The sequence below is a fragment of the Pseudomonas sp. ESBL9 genome, from assembly GCF_036668715.1.
GTDB classification, from domain to species: domain Bacteria; phylum Pseudomonadota; class Gammaproteobacteria; order Pseudomonadales; family Pseudomonadaceae; genus Aquipseudomonas; species Aquipseudomonas lundensis.
Genome location: NZ_JAZEVV010000001.1, coordinates 480,847 through 497,622, shown reverse-complemented (window position 1 = coordinate 497,622; position 16,776 = coordinate 480,847). Strand labels below are relative to the sequence as shown.

The window sequence follows — 16,776 nt, the reverse complement described above, 5'->3', positions numbered from 1 at the left end:
GCGGTGGCCCATTTCGAAACCGCTTGAAACCTCAATCGAATGCCCCATTAAGCACTTCATAAATCAGACCACTGGCGATCGAAACCAAGATCAAGTCAGCTCCGGCTTGTTGCCATTCATACCCCTCGTAGTGGGGCAATTGAGTTAACAACCTGCCGTCCAGCTTTTTCGCAATCCCCGGAGGCAGCGGTTTTCCCCGCGCGAGGTTTTTTTGGATCCCGGGCGGAAGTGACGGGCCAGGCTGCCAGTCATTGCGATGGCCTGCCAGAATCCCTAAAACACTGTCCCTGTCGATATGAGGCGAACGGCCCCACTCCCCCTCCTGTTGGCCCTTGCCTTTATTACCCTGATTCCCTTTAGAGTCCTGATTTTTGTGGCCCTGATCCGCCTTATTACCCTGCCCTTTGCCTCCTTGTGCATGACCTTTATCAGGCCCTTTGCCGTTACCGGGATCGCTGGATACAGGCAACGAAGTCAAGGCCAGGGAGCAACACATGGCCGTAGCCGCCAACACACGTAATGTGAACATGACCGTCCTCTCAATTAAGGGAGCACCTCTGGGTATTGTTGAAAGTAGCTGATTCCTGGCTCATACGCCGAAGCGTTTCTCGTTCACCCACGCCGCGTCGACTCTCTTCGGTCGAACGCGCCTGACGTTCAGTTGCCGCCGACCGTTCACTCATGAGCGTGTTTGCTATCGCTCGGTACCTGAAGGCGATCCTCAAGACTATAGTCGCGAACCACGTGGGCAATGCGCAGGTGATAGTCATCGAAAACCTGCCTGCGCCCCGCCAATTGTGCCGCCCGGTGCAGCTCAAGACCGCGCCACCGTGTGATAGCGTCCTCGTCACGCCAAAAGGACAGTGAGAGCACCTTGCCGGGCTCACTCAGGCTTTGAAAACGCTCTACCGAGATAAAGCCATCCAGCTCTGCCAGCACGGGTTTGAGTTCAGCGGCAAGGTCAAGATACCGCTGGTATTGCACCTCATGAGGCCATGCTTCAAAAATAACAGCGATCATTAGCGGGTTTCCTCATCAGGATAAAACGTGGGGATGCGGCCATTGTGGGAGGGCAAATAGTCCCACCGCAGCAGACGGGCAAACGGGACAGGATGACTATGCAGCCAGACCAAAATCGCCTCGCAGGCGATCGTCAATGCAAGTGCCCGACCCGGGCATTCATGCCTTGCGGCCCCAAAGCTGAAGGTGCGTCGCTGCGTCCGTCTGAGCAAGAAGCTGTCGGGGTCCGGATTGACGTCAGGATCCCTGTTGGCTGAAGCGAGCAGCACCAGCACAGTATCCCCCTCTTCCAGCACCCTGCCGCCGACAGTGCAACGCATCGCCACGAATCGCCGAGTGTTTTGCACGGGCGAGTCGTAGCGCGCTACCTCGGCCACCAAGTCCGCAACAATCATCGGCGTAGGCTGCACGCCTTCAATCAGGTGAGGTTCCCGCTGAAGCGCTATGAGGGTATTGCCGATCAAGCCAGCGGTGGCCTCGCAGGCCTGTGACAACAGGCCAATAAGGTTGGCGATCAACGCATCGTGATCTCCCCAGGCAGCGGCTTCGCACCGGTTCAAGATATCGCTCAAGAAGCGGCTTTTTAGCTCGCCACTGCCAAGCAGCGTGGTGAATATCTCGCTTAGCCGGATCGCCCCGCGATGGGCTGCACCCAGTTACTGGTGCCGTTGCTGGCTTCCCCGAGCCAAATGCCGCATGGCGCCTGTTCGGCTTCATCGTCGTCAGGGTAGGGATCAAAGTGCGTGGCCATCGTCGGTTTCCTACTTGGGGTTTGGGGAGCAGTGGAACCAAAAACCAATGTAAGCCGTACTTTCTGTTTGCCGTCTGCGACGGCCTGCGCGCTCGCGTGCCACCTGTGGAGCTGAGAGTCCAGGCGCTGGCATCCAAACCTAAGTTAGACCGCCTTAGGCGGACGCCTAGGAGGGGGTGTATGCCGCCCCACCCAGAAAATTCCGTCGGAAACGCCTGGAGATAGATTTCCGGCTGCTCTGTCTACCCGATATAGTTTTACGTACACGTTTTACTCATGAAAAGGGGCCGTTTTCGCGTTTGGTTCAGCAGAGCCGGAAATCACTGGTTTTCCGACAGACCTCGCCGTTGCTGGGTTGGGGACTCTCCGGAAAAATCGGGGGGTCCGGCGTCCCCCCCCTGAACAGCAGATTACCTTGTTACAAATACTCACTTTTACTAGATAGGTCAGCGGAAAAAACATGAAATAACATGTCCCCCTGATTATCAAAGGAAGAACATAATGGCTAGCGTCAGTTACATAAGCATTACCGGAAATAAGCAAGGACTTATTTCCGCCGGTTGTTCTGGTCAAGAGTCAATTGGTAATAAGAGTCAGACAGCTCATAAAGATGCAATTATGGTGTTGGCTTATGAGCACGATTTGGCCACCAACAGTAACGGCAGCAGCGCGGGCGGGCGGACGTGGCCAACACATGCCGCTATCGATTACTAAGAATATTGATAAATCTTCCCCATTGTTAGCCAGCGCTTGGGATAGCGGGGAAGAGCTGGACTGTACACTACACCTTTACCGCACCAGTTCGTCCGGTGGGCAGGAGAAGTATTACTCCATTCGACTCAAAGGGGCGCGTATCGCGCATATCAACGCACAAAGTCCTCACGCTGTTTATATGAATGATGCAGACCCACAAGAACACGTGACTATACGTTACAGAGACATTATTTGGGAGCACATAGCGGCCGGAACATCAGCCTACAGCTCTTGGGAATCCTCTAATGAATGAAGCGTCTTGCACTATTCATGACGCCATTAAAACGGCGTCTAATCTAGCTTCCTACGACTCTTCGCTAGGCCGAAAACACGGCTTCGACCATTTGAAAAAAAGCCGGTTTGGTTTTCACATCGCGACATTAGCCAATGGCATCATCAAAAATATGCATGAAGGCAACCTCAGTGCCTGGGAAGGAATGCAGCAATTACAGGCTGAGTACGAAGGATTACGAGCAAAAACTTTTTTTTACGCAAAAAACGGGCGCATGCAAGGTAGAGATTACGAACGCCCCTATACGCCAATGCGCAGGGCAACAGGCGGAAAACTGGCTTTGTTCTTTGAGTCGCTGGTAGCGACTGGGAGTGATCGCTCACCGGACGGAAATTCCGCGCCTCCTGACGTGAAACCAGCTGCCACCATGGCGTCTACTGGCACGTATACCAACACCTCCAAAGGGGACGCAGCACGAGTGATGATTAGCCATTTAGCTAAGCTAGCCTCCCCCCTTATACCTCCCGCCCTTCAAGGTTCGTACGTCAGGGAATCCATCTGTGATATCACGCCCCAAGGATTAACTGGCCTGATGAGCCAGACCACTCCACCAGAAAAAACGGAGCCTGTCGTCTGCACTCATCCAGACATGATGGAAGAGCTGGCCAGCTACATCGCTGATGAGATGAATCGCAACATCCATCACTCGTCAGTCTCGAAAATGAAAGAATTGCTTAGCTACGACGTAGCGGAAGAGACCCGCAAGTTTATGGCGCTGCCTTGGTATGCCCAATCGGGTGCGTCCAGCCCTCAAGTTATTGGTGCCGCGAATGCTGCGGTGGCAATGACACTTTGGGCTGCAAAAGTGGGCCAGGGGATGGACTGGGATCACAAGAAGAAAATCCCAAAGGTCATTGGAGGTGTTTGGCACAAACAAGGAGACTACAATTATTTCTATGATATTTGGTCGAACATCCACTATGGCTATGTAGGGCGCGCAGGAGGCCTTTCAGAAAGCGTCCTATCCGATGGCGCGGGCGTTGAACAGATTGCATCCGAATCCATCCGTAAGATAAAAGATTGGGAGGAACGCCAGTGGCCGGATGCGACCGAAGGTGTCGATGGGATGAGGGCTTACGACGACGACCCAGACCGAATATCAATCAATATCGGGCTCGAACTATTCGCCGAGCATCCTAACGGGGGAATCACCGCCCAGATGATTATGGAAAAAGTTCTAGCCATTAAACCAGAGGATTGGGGGACTGGCACTGATGCCCATGACTGTAAAACATATAAGTAAAGGAAAAGTTGCGATCCTAATTCCACTCGCATTATTTGTATTTTGGTATATGACGTTGCCAAGAGTAGCTGTCTATTATTCCAAGAATGGAAAGGATGAGTTTCGCTATATCTGGAACACCGAGCACCGTATCGACAAAGGAGCCATGCTCCCCGGCCAAGGGACAGCCGATACGGGTCATATTTTCCCCGATAAGGTTTTTTTCATGATGTTCGATTGGTGGACTAAGAAGGGGCCTCATAGATGCATAAACATCACGCCAAAATGGGGGAAAAAGATAGAAATTTACCTTGATGAAACAGGCAGAATCGACACCGCAAAAACCTCTTTTGACGATTTAGATCGGTTGAAGCAATGTGATGAGCCTTTCCGGGGCTAAGCGTATCGCCCCCCTCAGTCCATCCCTCTTTCTGGGGTCGCTTCAGAAAACGGAATTTAAAGCACGTTAAGCGGGTGGCAGCGCTCGTAATGGCCTGAACTTCCCCTCACCGACCTTGGTACGGCTGCGCCACAGGTAGTCACCGGTTAAGTTGATGTGTAGTGGTCTAATGAAACCGGACACTCATTTAGGCGAGATCGCCTGCCCACAATGCGCAATCTGGTCGAGCGCTTTGAGGCCGAATGGTTGAAAGATCGTGGGTATGCCGCCCGCACTCTTGTAGAGATCCAGTTCAAGCTTGAGCGCTACCGGCAGGACTTGGGGGATCAACTGATCGGCCAACTCGACGTGCTTACCGTCGCGGAGTACCTGGACGGATTTAGCAACAACGCTTACACCAAGCATCGCGGGTTGTTGATTCAGATTTTTGCCTTCGCCGTGGCCAAGGGTTTGGCTGAGCGCAACGTGGCCGAGCTGACGCTGATCAAAAAGGAAGCCGAGAAGAAGCGCCAACGTCACACACTGGCGGGCCTGATGACAATTGTGGACGCCGATACCACGCCGATCTGGTTGAAACGGGCCATCCGCTTGGCGCTGGCGAGCCTGCAGCGGCGTGACGATATCGTTTCGTGGCTCAAGTCTTCGGTGGACCTTGAAAACAACACAATCAAGGTTTCGCCCGGCAAGACCCAGGGTTATGACAACCCGATCCACTTGCAGATCAAAATGGGCAAAACCCTGCGAGAGGTAGTGAGCGAATGCTTGCGCTCTCCTGTGGCTTCGCCCTATCTGATCCATTACCGGCCCAAGGCGCGAAAGCGCGAGCAGATAGCCGCCAAGGATCACTGGACCTCAGTCACCCCGAATTATCTGAGCAACGAGTTCAGCAAGGCCCGGGACGCGGCGCATGCGTATGACCATATTCCGGCCACCGAACGACCCACCTTTCACGAAATCCGCGCTTTGGGTGCTTGGCTATATGAGCAGCAGAACTTCCCGCAGGAATACATCCAGGCGCTGATGGGTCACGCGGACGCGAAGATGACCAAACACTATCAGGATGGGCATATTGAGAAAGGTATCGAGTACATAGAGGTGGGAGCTGATTTGGCGTTCTGAGGTGGGGGGTTTTGCAAAAGTTTTGCAAATCGCAGACAACAAAAAAGGCCCACCTTTCGGTGAGCCCTTCTAGACCGCCCAGCAGAGCGGATTTTGTTTGGTAGGCGCGATTGGACTCGAACCAACGACCCCCACCATGTCAAGAGCCACCATGCTAAGCGCTAGGCCACACGGCATAAGGTCTTAAGAGAACGCCCATTCACATTATGAGGCGTCAAGCATGGCTAACATTCGTTCACTACCTTCAGGGAACTGGAACGCTCAGGTGAGACTGAAGGGACAAGCTCCACAATCTAAAACATTCCCCACTCAAGTACTCGCTCAAGCGTGGGCTGACCAGCTAGAGGCTGTCACCAAGACGCACCAATCCCATACGCTGTACACCTTGGGCATGACTTATTGCGAAACCATGCTCAAGGGTAAGGGTAGCTATGACCATGCGCTAAAGATCGTTGAGCAGCTCTTTACTGCCTTCCCTCAATCAATTCATGACATCACCCCTCAGCTAGTCAATGACTTCAAGCTGAAGCGTCTACAAACGGTCAAGTCTGCTACCTGTCGTATACAGCTAGCGTTCATGTCTCGTTTCTTCAGGTTCGCTAAACGTGGCCTGCTTATTGATATACATAATCCCGTAAGTGATATAGCTCTGCCCAAACCAGACAAGTCGAGTGACAAGGTCGTCAGTGCTTGCGAGCTGAGACTACTACTCAATGAACTCTCACCCACTATGGCTCTGATAGTGGAGCTTGCCTATGAGACAGCTATGAGACGCTCAGAAATACTTAAGCTCACTACTCAATGTCTCCACCTAGATGATCGTATTGCAGATGTAATAGACGGTAAGAACGGGACTAGATCTGTGCCCCTTACCATAAGGGCCATAGAGCTATTGAGAGAGGCTCAGAGGTTGTCAGTGGCAGAGAGAGCACACAGAGGCAGACTGTTCGTTGTGACACCTCATAGCGTCTCACAGGCCGTCAGGCTGGCAAGAAACAAAGCAGGCCTTGATAGCACCGTTAAGCTCCACCAATTAAGGCACACCCGTATTACCAATGTAGCAAAGAAGGGATTCAATAACGCTCAGATAATGATTGTCTCAGGACACAGAGACACTAGGTCAGTGGCTAGGTACTCCCACCTTAGCGTCAAGGATGTACTACATCTAATTGACTAACCCTTTGTGAGCTTGCTGGGGAGGAACCAATATCAAAGCCTCCCCAACCTACACCACAATAGGGCATGATCCCTTGTGCGAGCCTGTAGAGCCTTACAGCCATTATATGAGAGGGGTTGCTACAACACAACTAACCTTATTAAATTAGTTTAATTTGCTTTGTCTCCGAAAGTTTTTAAAACAAATATATACCACTAGAGACATTTCTCTATCCCTACTTTATTTTCATTTAAATAAAAGCCTTTTCCTTAAAAAATAGATATTACTAGTATAAGAGATATTTCTCTACTCACTTAAACCTTCAACCTAAACGCATAGCCCCCCCCCTACTTCATTACTTAAATAAACACAAGACACCTTTCTCTTATAAAGCCTAATGGGATGTATAAGAGAACAGGATTTTATTGTGAAAATATTAAGCACTGACAACAGGGGACTAATACGGCAGGAACCTAACTGTCACACAAACCAACAACCCAAGGAAACAAAATGACAATTACACTAGATGATATTATCACCCTGCAACACAACAAACTCAACACGCTCTCTCGAAAGCTAATCTACCTTATGATCCAAGGTAACGCCAAGGTCGAGGGTTGGGCTACTATCTCTCGCAATGACTTCTCTAAAGCCACCACACTGCCTAGCCGCTCAGTTGACACTATTCTGAAATACCTAGTTAGCATTGCGCTAATTGAGCGCCGTAAGTCTGGAGAAAAACACTCTTCCCCTTATCAATATCGCATCATCAAACCATAACCACTAAGGATAATAAAAATGAAAGTACTAAATCGTAATGACCTGCAAGACTTGGCTAATGCAACAGGCCGTAGCCTTGAGGAAGTAATGCACATTGCCCAACAGTCTGGATGGCAATACTCTGACTCACCCACAAAGCCCTTACGTGGCCTTGACAGCGCTTCTGATGCTTACGCAATGATGAAGCTAGCTAAAGAACAAGCAATCTCCCACCTGTATCAGAACGATCCTCTAGTGCGCGAGAGCATCAATGCACAAGCTGCTGTTGAGCAAGCCCGTAATGGACTCATCACAGTTAAGCCTAGCAATCTCAACTACGACACTAACGGCAATCTGCAAGGGATTAAACATAGTGTTGTTAGTGGCACCCATGCTACTGGCAAGCATCAAACAGAAACCATGAAAGCTATTAGAGCTGACATCTACAAACGTTTTGGAGTAACAGAATGAACATGCACTTTATGTCTGAAGGTGAGCGCCAGTACATTGAGAAACGTAAGGCTGCATTGGCGGCAACTGCCGAGTGGATTGATAGCAAGAACTCTAAGCTTGTAGGAGAAGTCAAAACCTACAAGGGTGTTGAGTACCAGATGGAGCCTCGCGGCACCTATGTGTGCCTCAACCAATCAGCATCAAGTAGTTTAAGTGGCTCATTCACATCAGCATTTGCCCTACATAAAATTATAGATGACCTTAAGACCACCAACAAACCAAAAGAATCTAAATGAACACAGCTTTAAGCTGGCTTATTACAGCCGCAATATTATACACAACCTACTCCATACTATTAAAAATCGCAACACTAATCATACTTACCTAACAAGGAACCCACATGGTATCGCAAGAAGACTTTGTGTTGATACCGGATATCAACCCTACCACTCCATTCCTACAACCGACTGCCGTTAGGCGCAGAGTAGCTAAACTACTGATAGCAGCCAAAGACAATAATCAAAGCCTCCTCAAGCTAGCTATAGAAAACCGCCTAACCATTCAACAGGCTTATTACATCTCCCACTACAATAGCGAAGATATTGACACTTATAAAAAATACCACAAAGGACAATATGAATTCTAAGACACTATTTATTGCCGAGGCGCTCCCCGGTAGTGGCAAGTCTACAAAGTTTATTCAATCCCTCCCCGAGCTAATCCTTGACAGTCACATTGTGTATGCAATGCCTACTAACGCGCTTATTAAAGAGCTAGCTTTAGACATCAAGCTAAAAGTAGGCTTCTCTCCCACAGTTATTACTTCAGACACTACAGATCATGTCACAGTAAGCGTAGAGAGGGCCCTAGCAGCTCGCTCACAGCCTTTGATTATGCTCACCCATGAAGCCCTAAGACGTATAGATGCTCGCCTCCTAGCGGGCTGGGAGCTTGTTGTAGATGAGGTGCCTAGTGTTTCTGACTGCAAGAGCCATCAGTTCGACTGCATCAGCTATCTTGGGAGTATTGGTAACTACCTTACCGTTACCCCTGAAAAGAAAGCAGAGATTAAGCCTGAGAGTATTGCCCTTGTTGAGAATATGATTAAAGCCAAGGACAGTAGTGCTCTCAGTGAGTCAGCCCTAGACGTACTGAAAGCTATGCTAACACCTAAATGTAGTGTTGAGGTGGAAGCTCAGAACACTAAAGGCAAGCGTCTTGTACGCATTGTGCGCTATAAAGATTTCCTACCTGCCTTCTCGTACGCTAACAGCGTCCACATCCTAGCTAACAATGTGCGTGATACCCTTCTGGGTATCCATGCCAAGTATCAAGGATGGGGATTTGAGCCTTCTCTTTTCACCCCTGAGTTCGATGGTTATGGTAAGCGGGTTGAGCTACACCCTTTCCTTACTGGCAAGTACTCTAAAACACAAAGCATGATGCAACGTAATGGTAAGCCTGCTGACACTTGGGATGATGGTGTACAGTTAGCTGATTGGTTGCGCTGTATCACCGCTATGGTTGGTGACGAGAAAGGTCTAGCCTTTGCACACCAGTGGATGAACCATAATTTCAATGACAACATCACCAAGCTACCTATTGATAGCAGGGGCATAAATGGCTATCAAGATAGACACATTGCTATATGCCTTCAGCATGGAAACGTAAGCCCTGATGATGGATTAAGCTTTCACACTCTAGGTGAGATGTTAGGTGTTCCTGTTGCTGAAGTACGAAAGGCAATTGAGTTTGAGCGCTTCTATGAAAGCACCCTACAAGCTGTAGCCAGGACTTCACTAAGAGACAGAAGCAGCACAGAGCCAGTCACATTATTTGTTCAGAGTATGGACATGGCTGTGTACCTTCAAAGCAAGCTAGGCCGCTTAGCTACTATCAACACTGAATTAAGCATGACTCCTTGGGAGAAGGAGCAATCAGAGAAGAAGAAAGACAAAGCCCTTCTTCAAGCAGAGGTGATTATGATGTTTCAGATTGAAGGAGTGGATCGACAAGCAATCGCCGAGAGACTTAATGTTCCTTACCATCAGGTGAGACGCTGGACTGCAAGACTTAAAAAAGTAGCATAATGTGCAGCGTCATCAGATATTTTGTGCACTTTTCCTTAATGACTCCTTAAGAGAAAGTGCACAATTTATACAATACTAAGACCATTACTTCTTAGATACCTCTAAGGATAGATAGTCCTATTAAATACTTTTAGTTTATTTCTACCAGACCTAAGCAACAAGTATTTAAAAGCAAAAGCAACGTCAGCATAGCTGACAAAGAGCACGCATTCAAAGAGAGAATCAAAGGCGGAACTGCTTACCAGCTAATCGCTCTTGATCTTTCTTTAATGCGTAGGCCACTACGTGGCGCGCTCTTGCTTCTGCTGTCACGCAGTGACTCCTACTGAAAGTCCATTACTACCAATCTAACAAATCAAGAGCACATATGAAAACTATAGACAGTCATAAGAAAAGCTACATCGAATCATTCTCACATTCAAATCTAGCAGACAAGCTAGGCATTAGCCTTACATCACTTGACTCTCAAGCAGAGTCGTTAGGCTGGAAGGATGAGCACCGCTTGTATTGGTTTGATAAGTCAGTGGAGATTCTAAAACAAGAATTAGTTAACGGGAATGTATCAGCCGTTAAGGAAATGCTAAAGCTAACTGGGGCTATCAGACCTGTTGGCAGACCTCGCAAGCTAGATGTAGAGCGTCACATAGCTATAGAAGCCAAGGTAGCTGAGGAATGGGCTACAGATGTACGAAGGATGAGTGTTGTTTAGGATAATTATTTAGTTAATGAGAAGGAGCGTATTGACTCTAAGCACTACCCACCACATTGATATGGGAATTTCACACGTAGCTATAGCAGGTTATTTTCTAGGGGATTCCTAGATGCCCTTCTCGGGTGCTCAATGCGTTACCACACTGGCCGTTCTTCACAGAGGCTAGCGCCTTCTGTGCCTGATAGTTCAGCTACCAGTAACCTGCCCTCCTAACAAAGCCAGAAGGGGTAAGCCAGCGTATAAAGCCACGCTTTGCTGGGGAGTTCTACCAACCATCCTCCCATTGTCTGCTTAGCTTTCATGTTACAACTACACCACTTAAGGTTCCGCCATAACCCTATTCACTTCGCAGCGCCTCCTAATGAGACATACAGTTCAGCTTACACCTAGCCCGTTTGCTATGAAGCTCTTTATACAGCGCAACTCATCAAAAATCAAGACTGACTGCTATCCATCAAACTCATCACACAAGCCCTAGCATGGTCAATATGCGCCTGTTGTCCGAATTTGTTCTCGATAATCCTTAACCCAGCAATTAGAAACTTACACGAGTCCTGAGCTACAGCCTCTACTGCATGCCCTTCAGATTTCAGGTGAGAGAGCATTAGCATGTGCATATTGCAACCACCCTCCTCCATCGCCCCATGATAGAGACTGCGGTGCATACCAATAAAATCAGCAACCTGATTCCCAAACGCCTTTCCCCGCCAAGCTGCATATATCCCACCGAGCATAGCAACCACCTTAAACTAACCAATGGATGATTAATTTGTAGCAGAAATTCAGGAGCTCCATTGCATAAGAAGGAGCCCACCCCATACCCCCCTGCTCTCCCCCTCGGCTGGCTCGCACAGATTCTCAAACAGCAACCCTCAATTTGTGCGTAGAAACAAACACAAGGGGGTGGTCTATAGAGCGTCAGCCGATAGGCGCTCAGGACACAGCAGGCACGTAGCTCAGTTGGTTAGCAGCCTGCCCTTGTGAGGCACGAACAACGGGCAAGGGAGTGAGTTTACGAACGCACCACCACCTAGACAAGAAAGTGCTCAAGCCTTATGTATCAATAGGTTAGGTATAGCCATTCACAATTCAGAGTGTGAACAGAGGCAGGCATGTATTCACGTTCACATTGCCTTGTGTGAACGAAGCCTATAATTTGTGAACGTTTTCTTAGACAACAAAAAAGGGCCCACCTTTCGGTGAGCCCTTCTAGACCGCCCAGCAGAGCGGATTTTGTTTGGTAGGCGCGATTGGACTCGAACCAACGACCCCCACCATGTCAAGGTGGTGCTCTAACCAACTGAGCTACGTGCCTGCTGTGGGGTCGCATTCTATAGATTTACGGAGGTGTGTCAACACCTTTTTTGCAGGTAACTCTATGAATTGTCGAATTTTTTATTTGAAGCGCAAAAATACGCGCCTCCGGGTAGCTGGCGGGGGGATTTCATCTCAGGTAGCATCGACCGCACTCGTAAAAAATATAAAACAGAGGTTGCAGAATGGCGAACACTCCTTATCCCCAGTCGTATTACGCGGCTTCGGCGAACCCGGCACCTGAACGCCCCGCCCTGCAAGGCGAGGTCGAGACGGATGTTTGTGTGATTGGTGCCGGGTATACCGGGTTATCGAGTGCGCTGTTTTTGCTGGAGAACGGTTTCAAGGTCACGGTGCTGGAGGCAGCCAAAGTGGGGTTTGGCGCTTCCGGTCGTAATGGCGGGCAAATCGTTAACAGTTATAGCCGCGATATTGATGTGATTGAGCGCTCAGTCGGCGCCAAGCAAGCCCAGTTGTTAGGTCAGATGGCATTTGAAGGCGGCAAAATTATTCGTGATCGCGTCGCCACGTATCAGATTCAATGCGACCTCAAAGACGGCGGGGTCTTCGCTGCGATCACCCGTAAGCAAATGGGTCATCTGGAAGCCCAGAAGAAACTCTGGGAGCGCTATGGCAATAATCAGCTGGAACTCCTGGATCAGCGCCGGATACGCGAGGTCGTCGCGTGCGACCAATATCAGGGCGGCTTACTGGACATGAGCGGTGGTCATATCCACCCGCTCAATCTGGCACTGGGTGAAGCAGCAGCGGTTGAATCACTGGGCGGCATTGTCTATGAGCAATCGCCTGCCGTGCGCATTGAGCGTGGCGCCAACCCGGTGGTGCATACCCCGCAAGGCAAAGTCAGGGCCAAGTTCATCATCGTGGCCGGTAATGCCTACTTGGGCAATCTGGTGCCAGAACTGGCTGCCAAGTCGATGCCCTGCGGCACTCAAGTCATTACCACAGAACCCCTTGGCGACGATGTGGCCAAGACGCTGTTGCCTCAGGATTACTGCGTCGAAGATTGCAATTATTTGCTGGACTACTATCGCTTGTCCGGTGACAAGCGCCTGATCTTCGGCGGCGGCGTGGTGTATGGGGCTCGGGACCCGGCGAATATTGAAGCGATCATCCGGCCAAAAATGCTCAAGGCATTCCCGCAATTAAAAGACGTCAAGATTGACTACGCCTGGACCGGTAACTTCCTGCTGACGCTGTCCCGCCTCCCGCAGGTAGGACGCATCGGTGACAACATTTATTACTCGCAGGGCTGCAGCGGTCATGGCGTGACCTACACCCACCTTGCGGGAAAAGTGCTGGCCGAAGCCTTGCGCGGTCAGGCCGAGCGCTTCGATGCGTTCGCCGGTCTGCCCCACTACCCGTTCCCGGGCGGTCAATTGCTACGCACTCCGCTGACAGCGCTAGGTGCCTGGTACTACAGCCTGCGCGACAAATTGGGCTTCTGATCGGACGCTTCATCGAAAACGGCGCTCTCGGCGCCGTTTTTTTTATTCCAGACTACTGTTGCGCTTCCAGCGTTTGAATCGCTTTGGCGCTTGCCTGCTCTTACCCGGCACGTGCCAGCGCCTCGGCAGCCTTTAGCCAACGCGCTTTGTCGACCCGGGCAGGTAACTGAGCAGGTGAAAGTATCAGCACCGCCCAACTCCCCTCCTCCTTCCAGGCCGACTCAAAGGCATTGAAGCTCATCGGGCGCCGCCTTTCCATGCCGGCACGCAACAGTACAGTCTGTTTGTGACGGTCATACCCCACCACCATGGCGTAGCGAGGCGTGGACCAGACAACCCCATCGGCGATGCGGACCATGACCGGATAGCCCGCCGCCACCTGCGTCAGCACCGCTGATAGCGAGGGGTCCAGCGGATATACCATCAACCCGTATTGCTCGGCCAATGCTTGCATATTGCCTTGCAAGGCCTGCTCTGCTTGCGGCAACTTCAGAGGCTTGGTCAACAGACCAGGCGTGGTGCCGATCCGCTGTTCATTGAACATGCTGGCCAAGACGTGCGGCCCGCTTTGATGCGCATTGCCGCGGAAAAATGGCACGCCGTTGAGTTCAACCCGCTCTGGCAGCTGGCGAACCTCAGGTCGCTGAACGCTGGCACAACTCGCCACAGACAAGACCATAACCGCCGCCCAGACAATTCGCGCCACTCTCATACCCTTCATTCCCTGCATGCACCCTCGCCTTGAATGGTTCCAGACTGTCAGCCCGGCATGGGTGCCGATCTTAAGGCTCGCGCGAGATCAGGTATAGCCTTAGTACCCAGTAAACCGCGTGATTTAGAGCCAATCAGTTGAACATCCACGACCTTTGGTCAATAGCTTGAAACACACCAGCGGCTAGACTGTCACTTGTCATGTGTGTATGCCCCATTGAGGCAAAGGAGGCACTGATGAGCCCGGCATTAACTCTCTTTCTACTGTTCAGTGGCTGGTTGGCGGTCGCCGCCGCCATGCTGTGGGGTGTGATGCGTATCAGCCGTCGTCACCATCATCCGCAACCCCGCGTTGAGCCCAAAAAAGTACTGGGCGCCAAGCCCGCCATCAAAGCAGCAAGCGTCCATTAACAAAAAACCGCTCACCCTGTGAAAGTGAACGGTTTTTTTTGAGCTTCGTCAGTGATTACTTCTGCAACGCCGCCTGGCGTTTTTCCCGGACTCTTCGAGCCAGTATGTTGAGTGTTTCGACCGTGGCCGAGAACGCCATCGCCGCATACACGTAGCCTTTAGGCACATGGGCGCCAAAGCCTTCTGCAATCAGCGTCATACCAATCATGATCAAGAAGGCCAACGCCAGCATGACCACGGTCGGATTTTCGTTGATGAACTTGGCCAAAGGCTCCGATGCCAGCAACATCACCAACACCGCCACCACGACGGCAATGACCATGATCGGCAAATGCTCGGTCATCCCCACGGCGGTAATGATGCTGTCAATCGAGAACACCAGGTCCAGCATTAAAATCTGCCCGATCGCGGCAGCGAACCCCAATGACACGCCCGATGGCGTGCTCTGGGTCTCACCTTCGGCGTGCGGGCTCATGCTGTGATGGATTTCACTGGTGGCTTTCCACACCAGGAACAGGCCGCCCGCAATCAGGATCATGTCCTTCCAGGAGAAGGCCTTGCCTAAAACCTCGAACACCGGCGTGGTCAGTTGCACGATGTAAGCAATGGTGCCCAGCAAGCCCAGGCGCAGGATCAACGCCATGCCGATACCGATTCGGCGGGCCTTGGTGCGATATTGCTCAGGCAATTTGTTGGTGAGGATCGAAATGAAGATCAAATTATCGATCCCCAGCACGATCTCCATCACGATCAGCGTGGCCAGTGCGATCCAGGCAGTTGGGCTGGCAGCCAGTTGTAAAAGGTAATCCATAGGTGCGTTCGGACTCAGATGTAGGGCGAATTAAATGGCTTGCGAGGAATCTTTATTGTCTTTGGGTGCTGCGTCCGGCTCAGCGGGCTTATACCCGGTCGCCTCATTGAGCGCCTGTTCTGCGGCTTTATGCGTATCGTCGATGGCCTGCTTGGCGCTCTCGGCCGTTTTACTGAGCATCTGCTGCGCGGCTTTCTCGGCCTGATCGCAACCGCTCATCAACAAAACCGCTGTCGCAAGCAGTGTAGCAACGCCCCGTTTTCTCATCGTCATCTTGCCTTTCCTCTCTCAATCATTGGTCACGGCCAGCGCACGCGAATAACGCGAGAGTCTAGACAGGCCAACAGTTCAGTAAAATTCGTTTTTTTAAGGCGTATACTTCGCTTTTTACGAAGTGTTATCGGGCTAATGCTGAATTATCGACAGCTGCACTACTTTTGGGTGGTTGCTAAAACCGGCAGCATTGTGCGCGCCTGTGAGCAACTCAACCTCACCCCCCAGACCATCAGCGGCCAAATCAGCCTGCTTGAGCAAACTTATGGCCTGCCTTTGTTTAGACGGGTCGGCCGACAACTGGAATTGACCGAAACCGGCCGACAGGTACTGCCCTATGCTGAACAGATGTTTCAGCTGGGCAGTGAGTTGGAATGCATGCTGCGCATGTCACCCAAGGAGCAACAGATTTTGTTCCGCGTGGGGGTGGCGGATGTCGTGCCAAAATCGATTGTGTACCGGCTGATTGCGCCAACCATGGCGCTGGAGGCGCCCATCCGCATCACGTGTCGCGAAGACAAACTGGATCGTTTGCTCGCAGACCTGGCGATTCAGCGGCTGGATCTGGTGATTTCCGACAGCCCCATGCCTTCACACCTCGACATTAAAGGCTTGAGTCAGAAGCTGGGTGAATGTGGCATCAGTTTTTTTGCCACAGCCCTGCTGGCCAAAGACTATTCGCACAACTTCCCCCACTGCCTGCAGGGCGCCCCGCTGCTGATTCCGGGCCCCGAAACCGTGTTGCGCAGCCGGCTGTTGCGCTGGCTGGCTGAACAACACATTCAGCCGCGCATCGTCGGCGAATTTGACGACAGCGCCCTGATGCAAGCCTTCGGACAGTCGGGTACGGGCGTGTTTATCGCCCCCAGCGTGATCGCGGATGAAGTGATCCGCCAGTTTGACGTGGAACTGATCGGCCAGACCCACGCCGTGACCGAATCGTTTTACGCCATCACCGTGGAACGCAAGATCAAGCACCCCGGTATCGTTGCGATTACCGAAGGTGCGCGACGCGAGCTGTTCACCGATCTTGGCGATTAGGGTCTGTACGCACTGTTTT

22 protein-coding genes and 1 tRNA gene are annotated in these 16,776 nt (G+C 51.1%); 15 read left to right on the top strand and 8 right to left on the bottom strand.

The features are described from left to right. Window positions 1-31: 31 nt before the first annotated feature. The 4 genes from V6F78_RS02135 to V6F78_RS02120 all read right to left on the bottom strand — a co-directional run bounded on the left by V6F78_RS02135 (window position 32) and on the right by V6F78_RS02120 (window position 1,771). A complete protein-coding gene (locus V6F78_RS02135) occupies window positions 32-529 on the bottom strand; it encodes an anti-virulence regulator CigR family protein (RefSeq protein WP_047277267.1) in 498 nt (165 codons plus the stop codon). Window positions 530-675: 146 nt separating this feature from the next. After that, on the bottom strand, window positions 676-1,020 hold the full coding sequence (locus V6F78_RS02130; RefSeq protein WP_332726543.1) for an antibiotic biosynthesis monooxygenase family protein: 345 nt from the start codon (window positions 1,018-1,020) through the stop codon (window positions 676-678). Beyond that, window positions 1,020-1,592, bottom strand: coding sequence for a cytochrome P450 (locus tag V6F78_RS02125; protein WP_420912157.1), 573 nt, complete (start codon window positions 1,590-1,592; stop codon window positions 1,020-1,022). The genes V6F78_RS02130 and V6F78_RS02125 overlap by 1 nt, the downstream gene beginning before the upstream one ends. Before the next feature lie 50 nt (window positions 1,593-1,642). Further along, window positions 1,643-1,771 carry a hypothetical protein gene (locus V6F78_RS02120; RefSeq protein ID WP_262374183.1) on the bottom strand — a complete coding sequence of 43 codons (129 nt, stop codon included), beginning with the start codon at window positions 1,769-1,771 and terminating at the stop codon, window positions 1,643-1,645. 501 nt (window positions 1,772-2,272) lie between these two features. Here V6F78_RS02120 and tssD (V6F78_RS02115) point away from each other — a divergent pair. The 12 genes from tssD (V6F78_RS02115) to V6F78_RS02060 all read left to right on the top strand — a co-directional run bounded on the left by tssD (V6F78_RS02115) (window position 2,273) and on the right by V6F78_RS02060 (window position 10,724). Then, on the top strand, window positions 2,273-2,485 hold the full coding sequence (gene tssD / locus V6F78_RS02115; protein WP_262377813.1) for a type VI secretion system tube protein TssD: 213 nt from the start codon (window positions 2,273-2,275) through the stop codon (window positions 2,483-2,485). Further along, entirely contained in the window at window positions 2,382-2,777 is a 396-nt protein-coding gene (gene tssD / locus V6F78_RS02110; protein WP_332726542.1) for a type VI secretion system tube protein TssD, read from the top strand. The genes tssD (V6F78_RS02115) and tssD (V6F78_RS02110) overlap by 104 nt, the downstream gene beginning before the upstream one ends. Next, a complete protein-coding gene (locus tag V6F78_RS02105; protein WP_332726541.1) occupies window positions 2,770-4,059 on the top strand; it encodes a polymorphic toxin type 44 domain-containing protein in 1,290 nt (429 codons plus the stop codon). Before tssD (V6F78_RS02110) ends, V6F78_RS02105 begins: the two co-directional genes overlap by 8 nt. Continuing rightward, window positions 4,037-4,438 carry a hypothetical protein gene (locus tag V6F78_RS02100; RefSeq protein WP_047291287.1) on the top strand — a complete coding sequence of 134 codons (402 nt, stop codon included), beginning with the start codon at window positions 4,037-4,039 and terminating at the stop codon, window positions 4,436-4,438. The genes V6F78_RS02105 and V6F78_RS02100 overlap by 23 nt, the downstream gene beginning before the upstream one ends. A gap of 210 nt (window positions 4,439-4,648) precedes the next feature. Next, entirely contained in the window at window positions 4,649-5,557 is a 909-nt protein-coding gene (locus V6F78_RS02095) for a tyrosine-type recombinase/integrase (protein WP_332726539.1), read from the top strand. Between the two features lie 220 nt (window positions 5,558-5,777). Next, the gene (locus V6F78_RS02090) at window positions 5,778-6,734 is read left to right on the top strand and encodes a tyrosine-type recombinase/integrase (protein ID WP_332726538.1); all 957 of its coding nucleotides are present in this window, start codon (window positions 5,778-5,780) and stop codon (window positions 6,732-6,734) included. Between the two features lie 489 nt (window positions 6,735-7,223). Further along, the gene (locus V6F78_RS02085; RefSeq protein ID WP_332726537.1) at window positions 7,224-7,493 is read left to right on the top strand and encodes a hypothetical protein; all 270 of its coding nucleotides are present in this window, start codon (window positions 7,224-7,226) and stop codon (window positions 7,491-7,493) included. An 18-nt stretch (window positions 7,494-7,511) separates the two neighbouring features. Next, a complete protein-coding gene (locus tag V6F78_RS02080; protein ID WP_332726536.1) occupies window positions 7,512-7,943 on the top strand; it encodes a hypothetical protein in 432 nt (143 codons plus the stop codon). Continuing rightward, complete coding sequence (locus V6F78_RS02075; RefSeq protein WP_332726535.1) at window positions 7,940-8,221, top strand: hypothetical protein; 282 nt, start codon at window positions 7,940-7,942, stop codon at window positions 8,219-8,221. Before V6F78_RS02080 ends, V6F78_RS02075 begins: the two co-directional genes overlap by 4 nt. Window positions 8,222-8,325: 104 nt before the next feature. Then, window positions 8,326-8,571 carry a hypothetical protein gene (locus V6F78_RS02070; RefSeq protein ID WP_332726534.1) on the top strand — a complete coding sequence of 82 codons (246 nt, stop codon included), beginning with the start codon at window positions 8,326-8,328 and terminating at the stop codon, window positions 8,569-8,571. Beyond that, window positions 8,561-10,015, top strand: coding sequence for a DEAD/DEAH box helicase family protein (locus V6F78_RS02065; RefSeq protein ID WP_332726533.1), 1,455 nt, complete (start codon window positions 8,561-8,563; stop codon window positions 10,013-10,015). The genes V6F78_RS02070 and V6F78_RS02065 overlap by 11 nt, the downstream gene beginning before the upstream one ends. A gap of 367 nt (window positions 10,016-10,382) precedes the next feature. Next, window positions 10,383-10,724 (top strand): hypothetical protein, encoded by a 342-nt coding sequence (locus V6F78_RS02060; RefSeq protein ID WP_332726532.1) that lies wholly within the window; start codon window positions 10,383-10,385, stop codon window positions 10,722-10,724. A 1,241-nt stretch (window positions 10,725-11,965) separates the two neighbouring features. Here the strand turns inward: V6F78_RS02060 and V6F78_RS02055 are convergent. Beyond that, window positions 11,966-12,042 (bottom strand) — tRNA-Val (locus V6F78_RS02055). Window positions 12,043-12,226: 184 nt separating this feature from the next. Here V6F78_RS02055 and V6F78_RS02050 point away from each other — a divergent pair. Next, on the top strand, window positions 12,227-13,510 hold the full coding sequence (locus V6F78_RS02050; protein WP_047291286.1) for an NAD(P)/FAD-dependent oxidoreductase: 1,284 nt from the start codon (window positions 12,227-12,229) through the stop codon (window positions 13,508-13,510). A 100-nt stretch (window positions 13,511-13,610) separates the two neighbouring features. Here the strand turns inward: V6F78_RS02050 and V6F78_RS02045 are convergent, their stop codons facing one another. Next, window positions 13,611-14,231, bottom strand: a complete 621-nt coding sequence (locus V6F78_RS02045) for a peptidase C39 family protein (protein ID WP_442965103.1) — start codon at window positions 14,229-14,231, stop codon at window positions 13,611-13,613. Window positions 14,232-14,458: 227 nt separating this feature from the next. Here V6F78_RS02045 and V6F78_RS02040 point away from each other — a divergent pair, with 227 nt between their 5' ends. Then, on the top strand, window positions 14,459-14,632 hold the full coding sequence (locus V6F78_RS02040) for a hypothetical protein (protein WP_162841629.1): 174 nt from the start codon (window positions 14,459-14,461) through the stop codon (window positions 14,630-14,632). Window positions 14,633-14,687: 55 nt separating this feature from the next. Here V6F78_RS02040 and V6F78_RS02035 read toward each other — a convergent pair whose 3' ends face one another. Both V6F78_RS02035 and V6F78_RS02030 read right to left on the bottom strand, forming a co-directional pair. Further along, window positions 14,688-15,443 (bottom strand): TerC family protein, encoded by a 756-nt coding sequence (locus V6F78_RS02035; RefSeq protein WP_047277445.1) that lies wholly within the window; start codon window positions 15,441-15,443, stop codon window positions 14,688-14,690. A 30-nt stretch (window positions 15,444-15,473) separates the two neighbouring features. Beyond that, window positions 15,474-15,716 (bottom strand): hypothetical protein, encoded by a 243-nt coding sequence (locus V6F78_RS02030; protein ID WP_047275004.1) that lies wholly within the window; start codon window positions 15,714-15,716, stop codon window positions 15,474-15,476. Window positions 15,717-15,851: 135 nt separating this feature from the next. On the opposite strand from V6F78_RS02030, the gene nhaR reads away from it, so the two are divergent. Beyond that, window positions 15,852-16,757, top strand: a complete 906-nt coding sequence (gene nhaR, locus V6F78_RS02025) for a transcriptional activator NhaR (protein ID WP_047275006.1) — start codon at window positions 15,852-15,854, stop codon at window positions 16,755-16,757. Window positions 16,758-16,776: the final 19 nt, after the last annotated feature.

What these genes read in the sequence shown, in the direction of transcription:
- nhaR (WP_047275006.1), top strand. Translation starts at nt 15,852, where the DNA reads ATGCTGAATTATCGACAGCTGCACTACTTTTGGGTGGTTGCTAAAACC.
- V6F78_RS02035 (WP_047277445.1), bottom strand. Translation starts at nt 15,443, where the DNA reads ATGGATTACCTTTTACAACTGGCTGCCAGCCCAACTGCCTGGATCGCA.
- tssD (WP_332726542.1), top strand. Translation starts at nt 2,382, where the DNA reads ATGCAATTATGGTGTTGGCTTATGAGCACGATTTGGCCACCAACAGTA.
- V6F78_RS02065 (WP_332726533.1), top strand. Translation starts at nt 8,561, where the DNA reads ATGAATTCTAAGACACTATTTATTGCCGAGGCGCTCCCCGGTAGTGGC.
- V6F78_RS02075 (WP_332726535.1), top strand. Translation starts at nt 7,940, where the DNA reads ATGAACATGCACTTTATGTCTGAAGGTGAGCGCCAGTACATTGAGAAA.
- V6F78_RS02030 (WP_047275004.1), bottom strand. Translation starts at nt 15,716, where the DNA reads ATGACGATGAGAAAACGGGGCGTTGCTACACTGCTTGCGACAGCGGTT.
- V6F78_RS02060 (WP_332726532.1), top strand. Translation starts at nt 10,383, where the DNA reads ATGAAAACTATAGACAGTCATAAGAAAAGCTACATCGAATCATTCTCA.
- V6F78_RS02105 (WP_332726541.1), top strand. Translation starts at nt 2,770, where the DNA reads ATGAATGAAGCGTCTTGCACTATTCATGACGCCATTAAAACGGCGTCT.
- V6F78_RS02095 (WP_332726539.1), top strand. Translation starts at nt 4,649, where the DNA reads ATGCGCAATCTGGTCGAGCGCTTTGAGGCCGAATGGTTGAAAGATCGT.
- V6F78_RS02085 (WP_332726537.1), top strand. Translation starts at nt 7,224, where the DNA reads ATGACAATTACACTAGATGATATTATCACCCTGCAACACAACAAACTC.
- V6F78_RS02050 (WP_047291286.1), top strand. Translation starts at nt 12,227, where the DNA reads ATGGCGAACACTCCTTATCCCCAGTCGTATTACGCGGCTTCGGCGAAC.
- V6F78_RS02040 (WP_162841629.1), top strand. Translation starts at nt 14,459, where the DNA reads ATGAGCCCGGCATTAACTCTCTTTCTACTGTTCAGTGGCTGGTTGGCG.
- V6F78_RS02120 (WP_262374183.1), bottom strand. Translation starts at nt 1,771, where the DNA reads ATGGCCACGCACTTTGATCCCTACCCTGACGACGATGAAGCCGAACAG.
- V6F78_RS02100 (WP_047291287.1), top strand. Translation starts at nt 4,037, where the DNA reads ATGACTGTAAAACATATAAGTAAAGGAAAAGTTGCGATCCTAATTCCA.
- V6F78_RS02135 (WP_047277267.1), bottom strand. Translation starts at nt 529, where the DNA reads ATGTTCACATTACGTGTGTTGGCGGCTACGGCCATGTGTTGCTCCCTG.
- V6F78_RS02130 (WP_332726543.1), bottom strand. Translation starts at nt 1,020, where the DNA reads ATGATCGCTGTTATTTTTGAAGCATGGCCTCATGAGGTGCAATACCAG.
- V6F78_RS02090 (WP_332726538.1), top strand. Translation starts at nt 5,778, where the DNA reads ATGGCTAACATTCGTTCACTACCTTCAGGGAACTGGAACGCTCAGGTG.
- V6F78_RS02070 (WP_332726534.1), top strand. Translation starts at nt 8,326, where the DNA reads ATGGTATCGCAAGAAGACTTTGTGTTGATACCGGATATCAACCCTACC.
- tssD (WP_262377813.1), top strand. Translation starts at nt 2,273, where the DNA reads ATGGCTAGCGTCAGTTACATAAGCATTACCGGAAATAAGCAAGGACTT.
- V6F78_RS02080 (WP_332726536.1), top strand. Translation starts at nt 7,512, where the DNA reads ATGAAAGTACTAAATCGTAATGACCTGCAAGACTTGGCTAATGCAACA.
- V6F78_RS02045 (WP_442965103.1), bottom strand. Translation starts at nt 14,231, where the DNA reads ATGAAGGGTATGAGAGTGGCGCGAATTGTCTGGGCGGCGGTTATGGTC.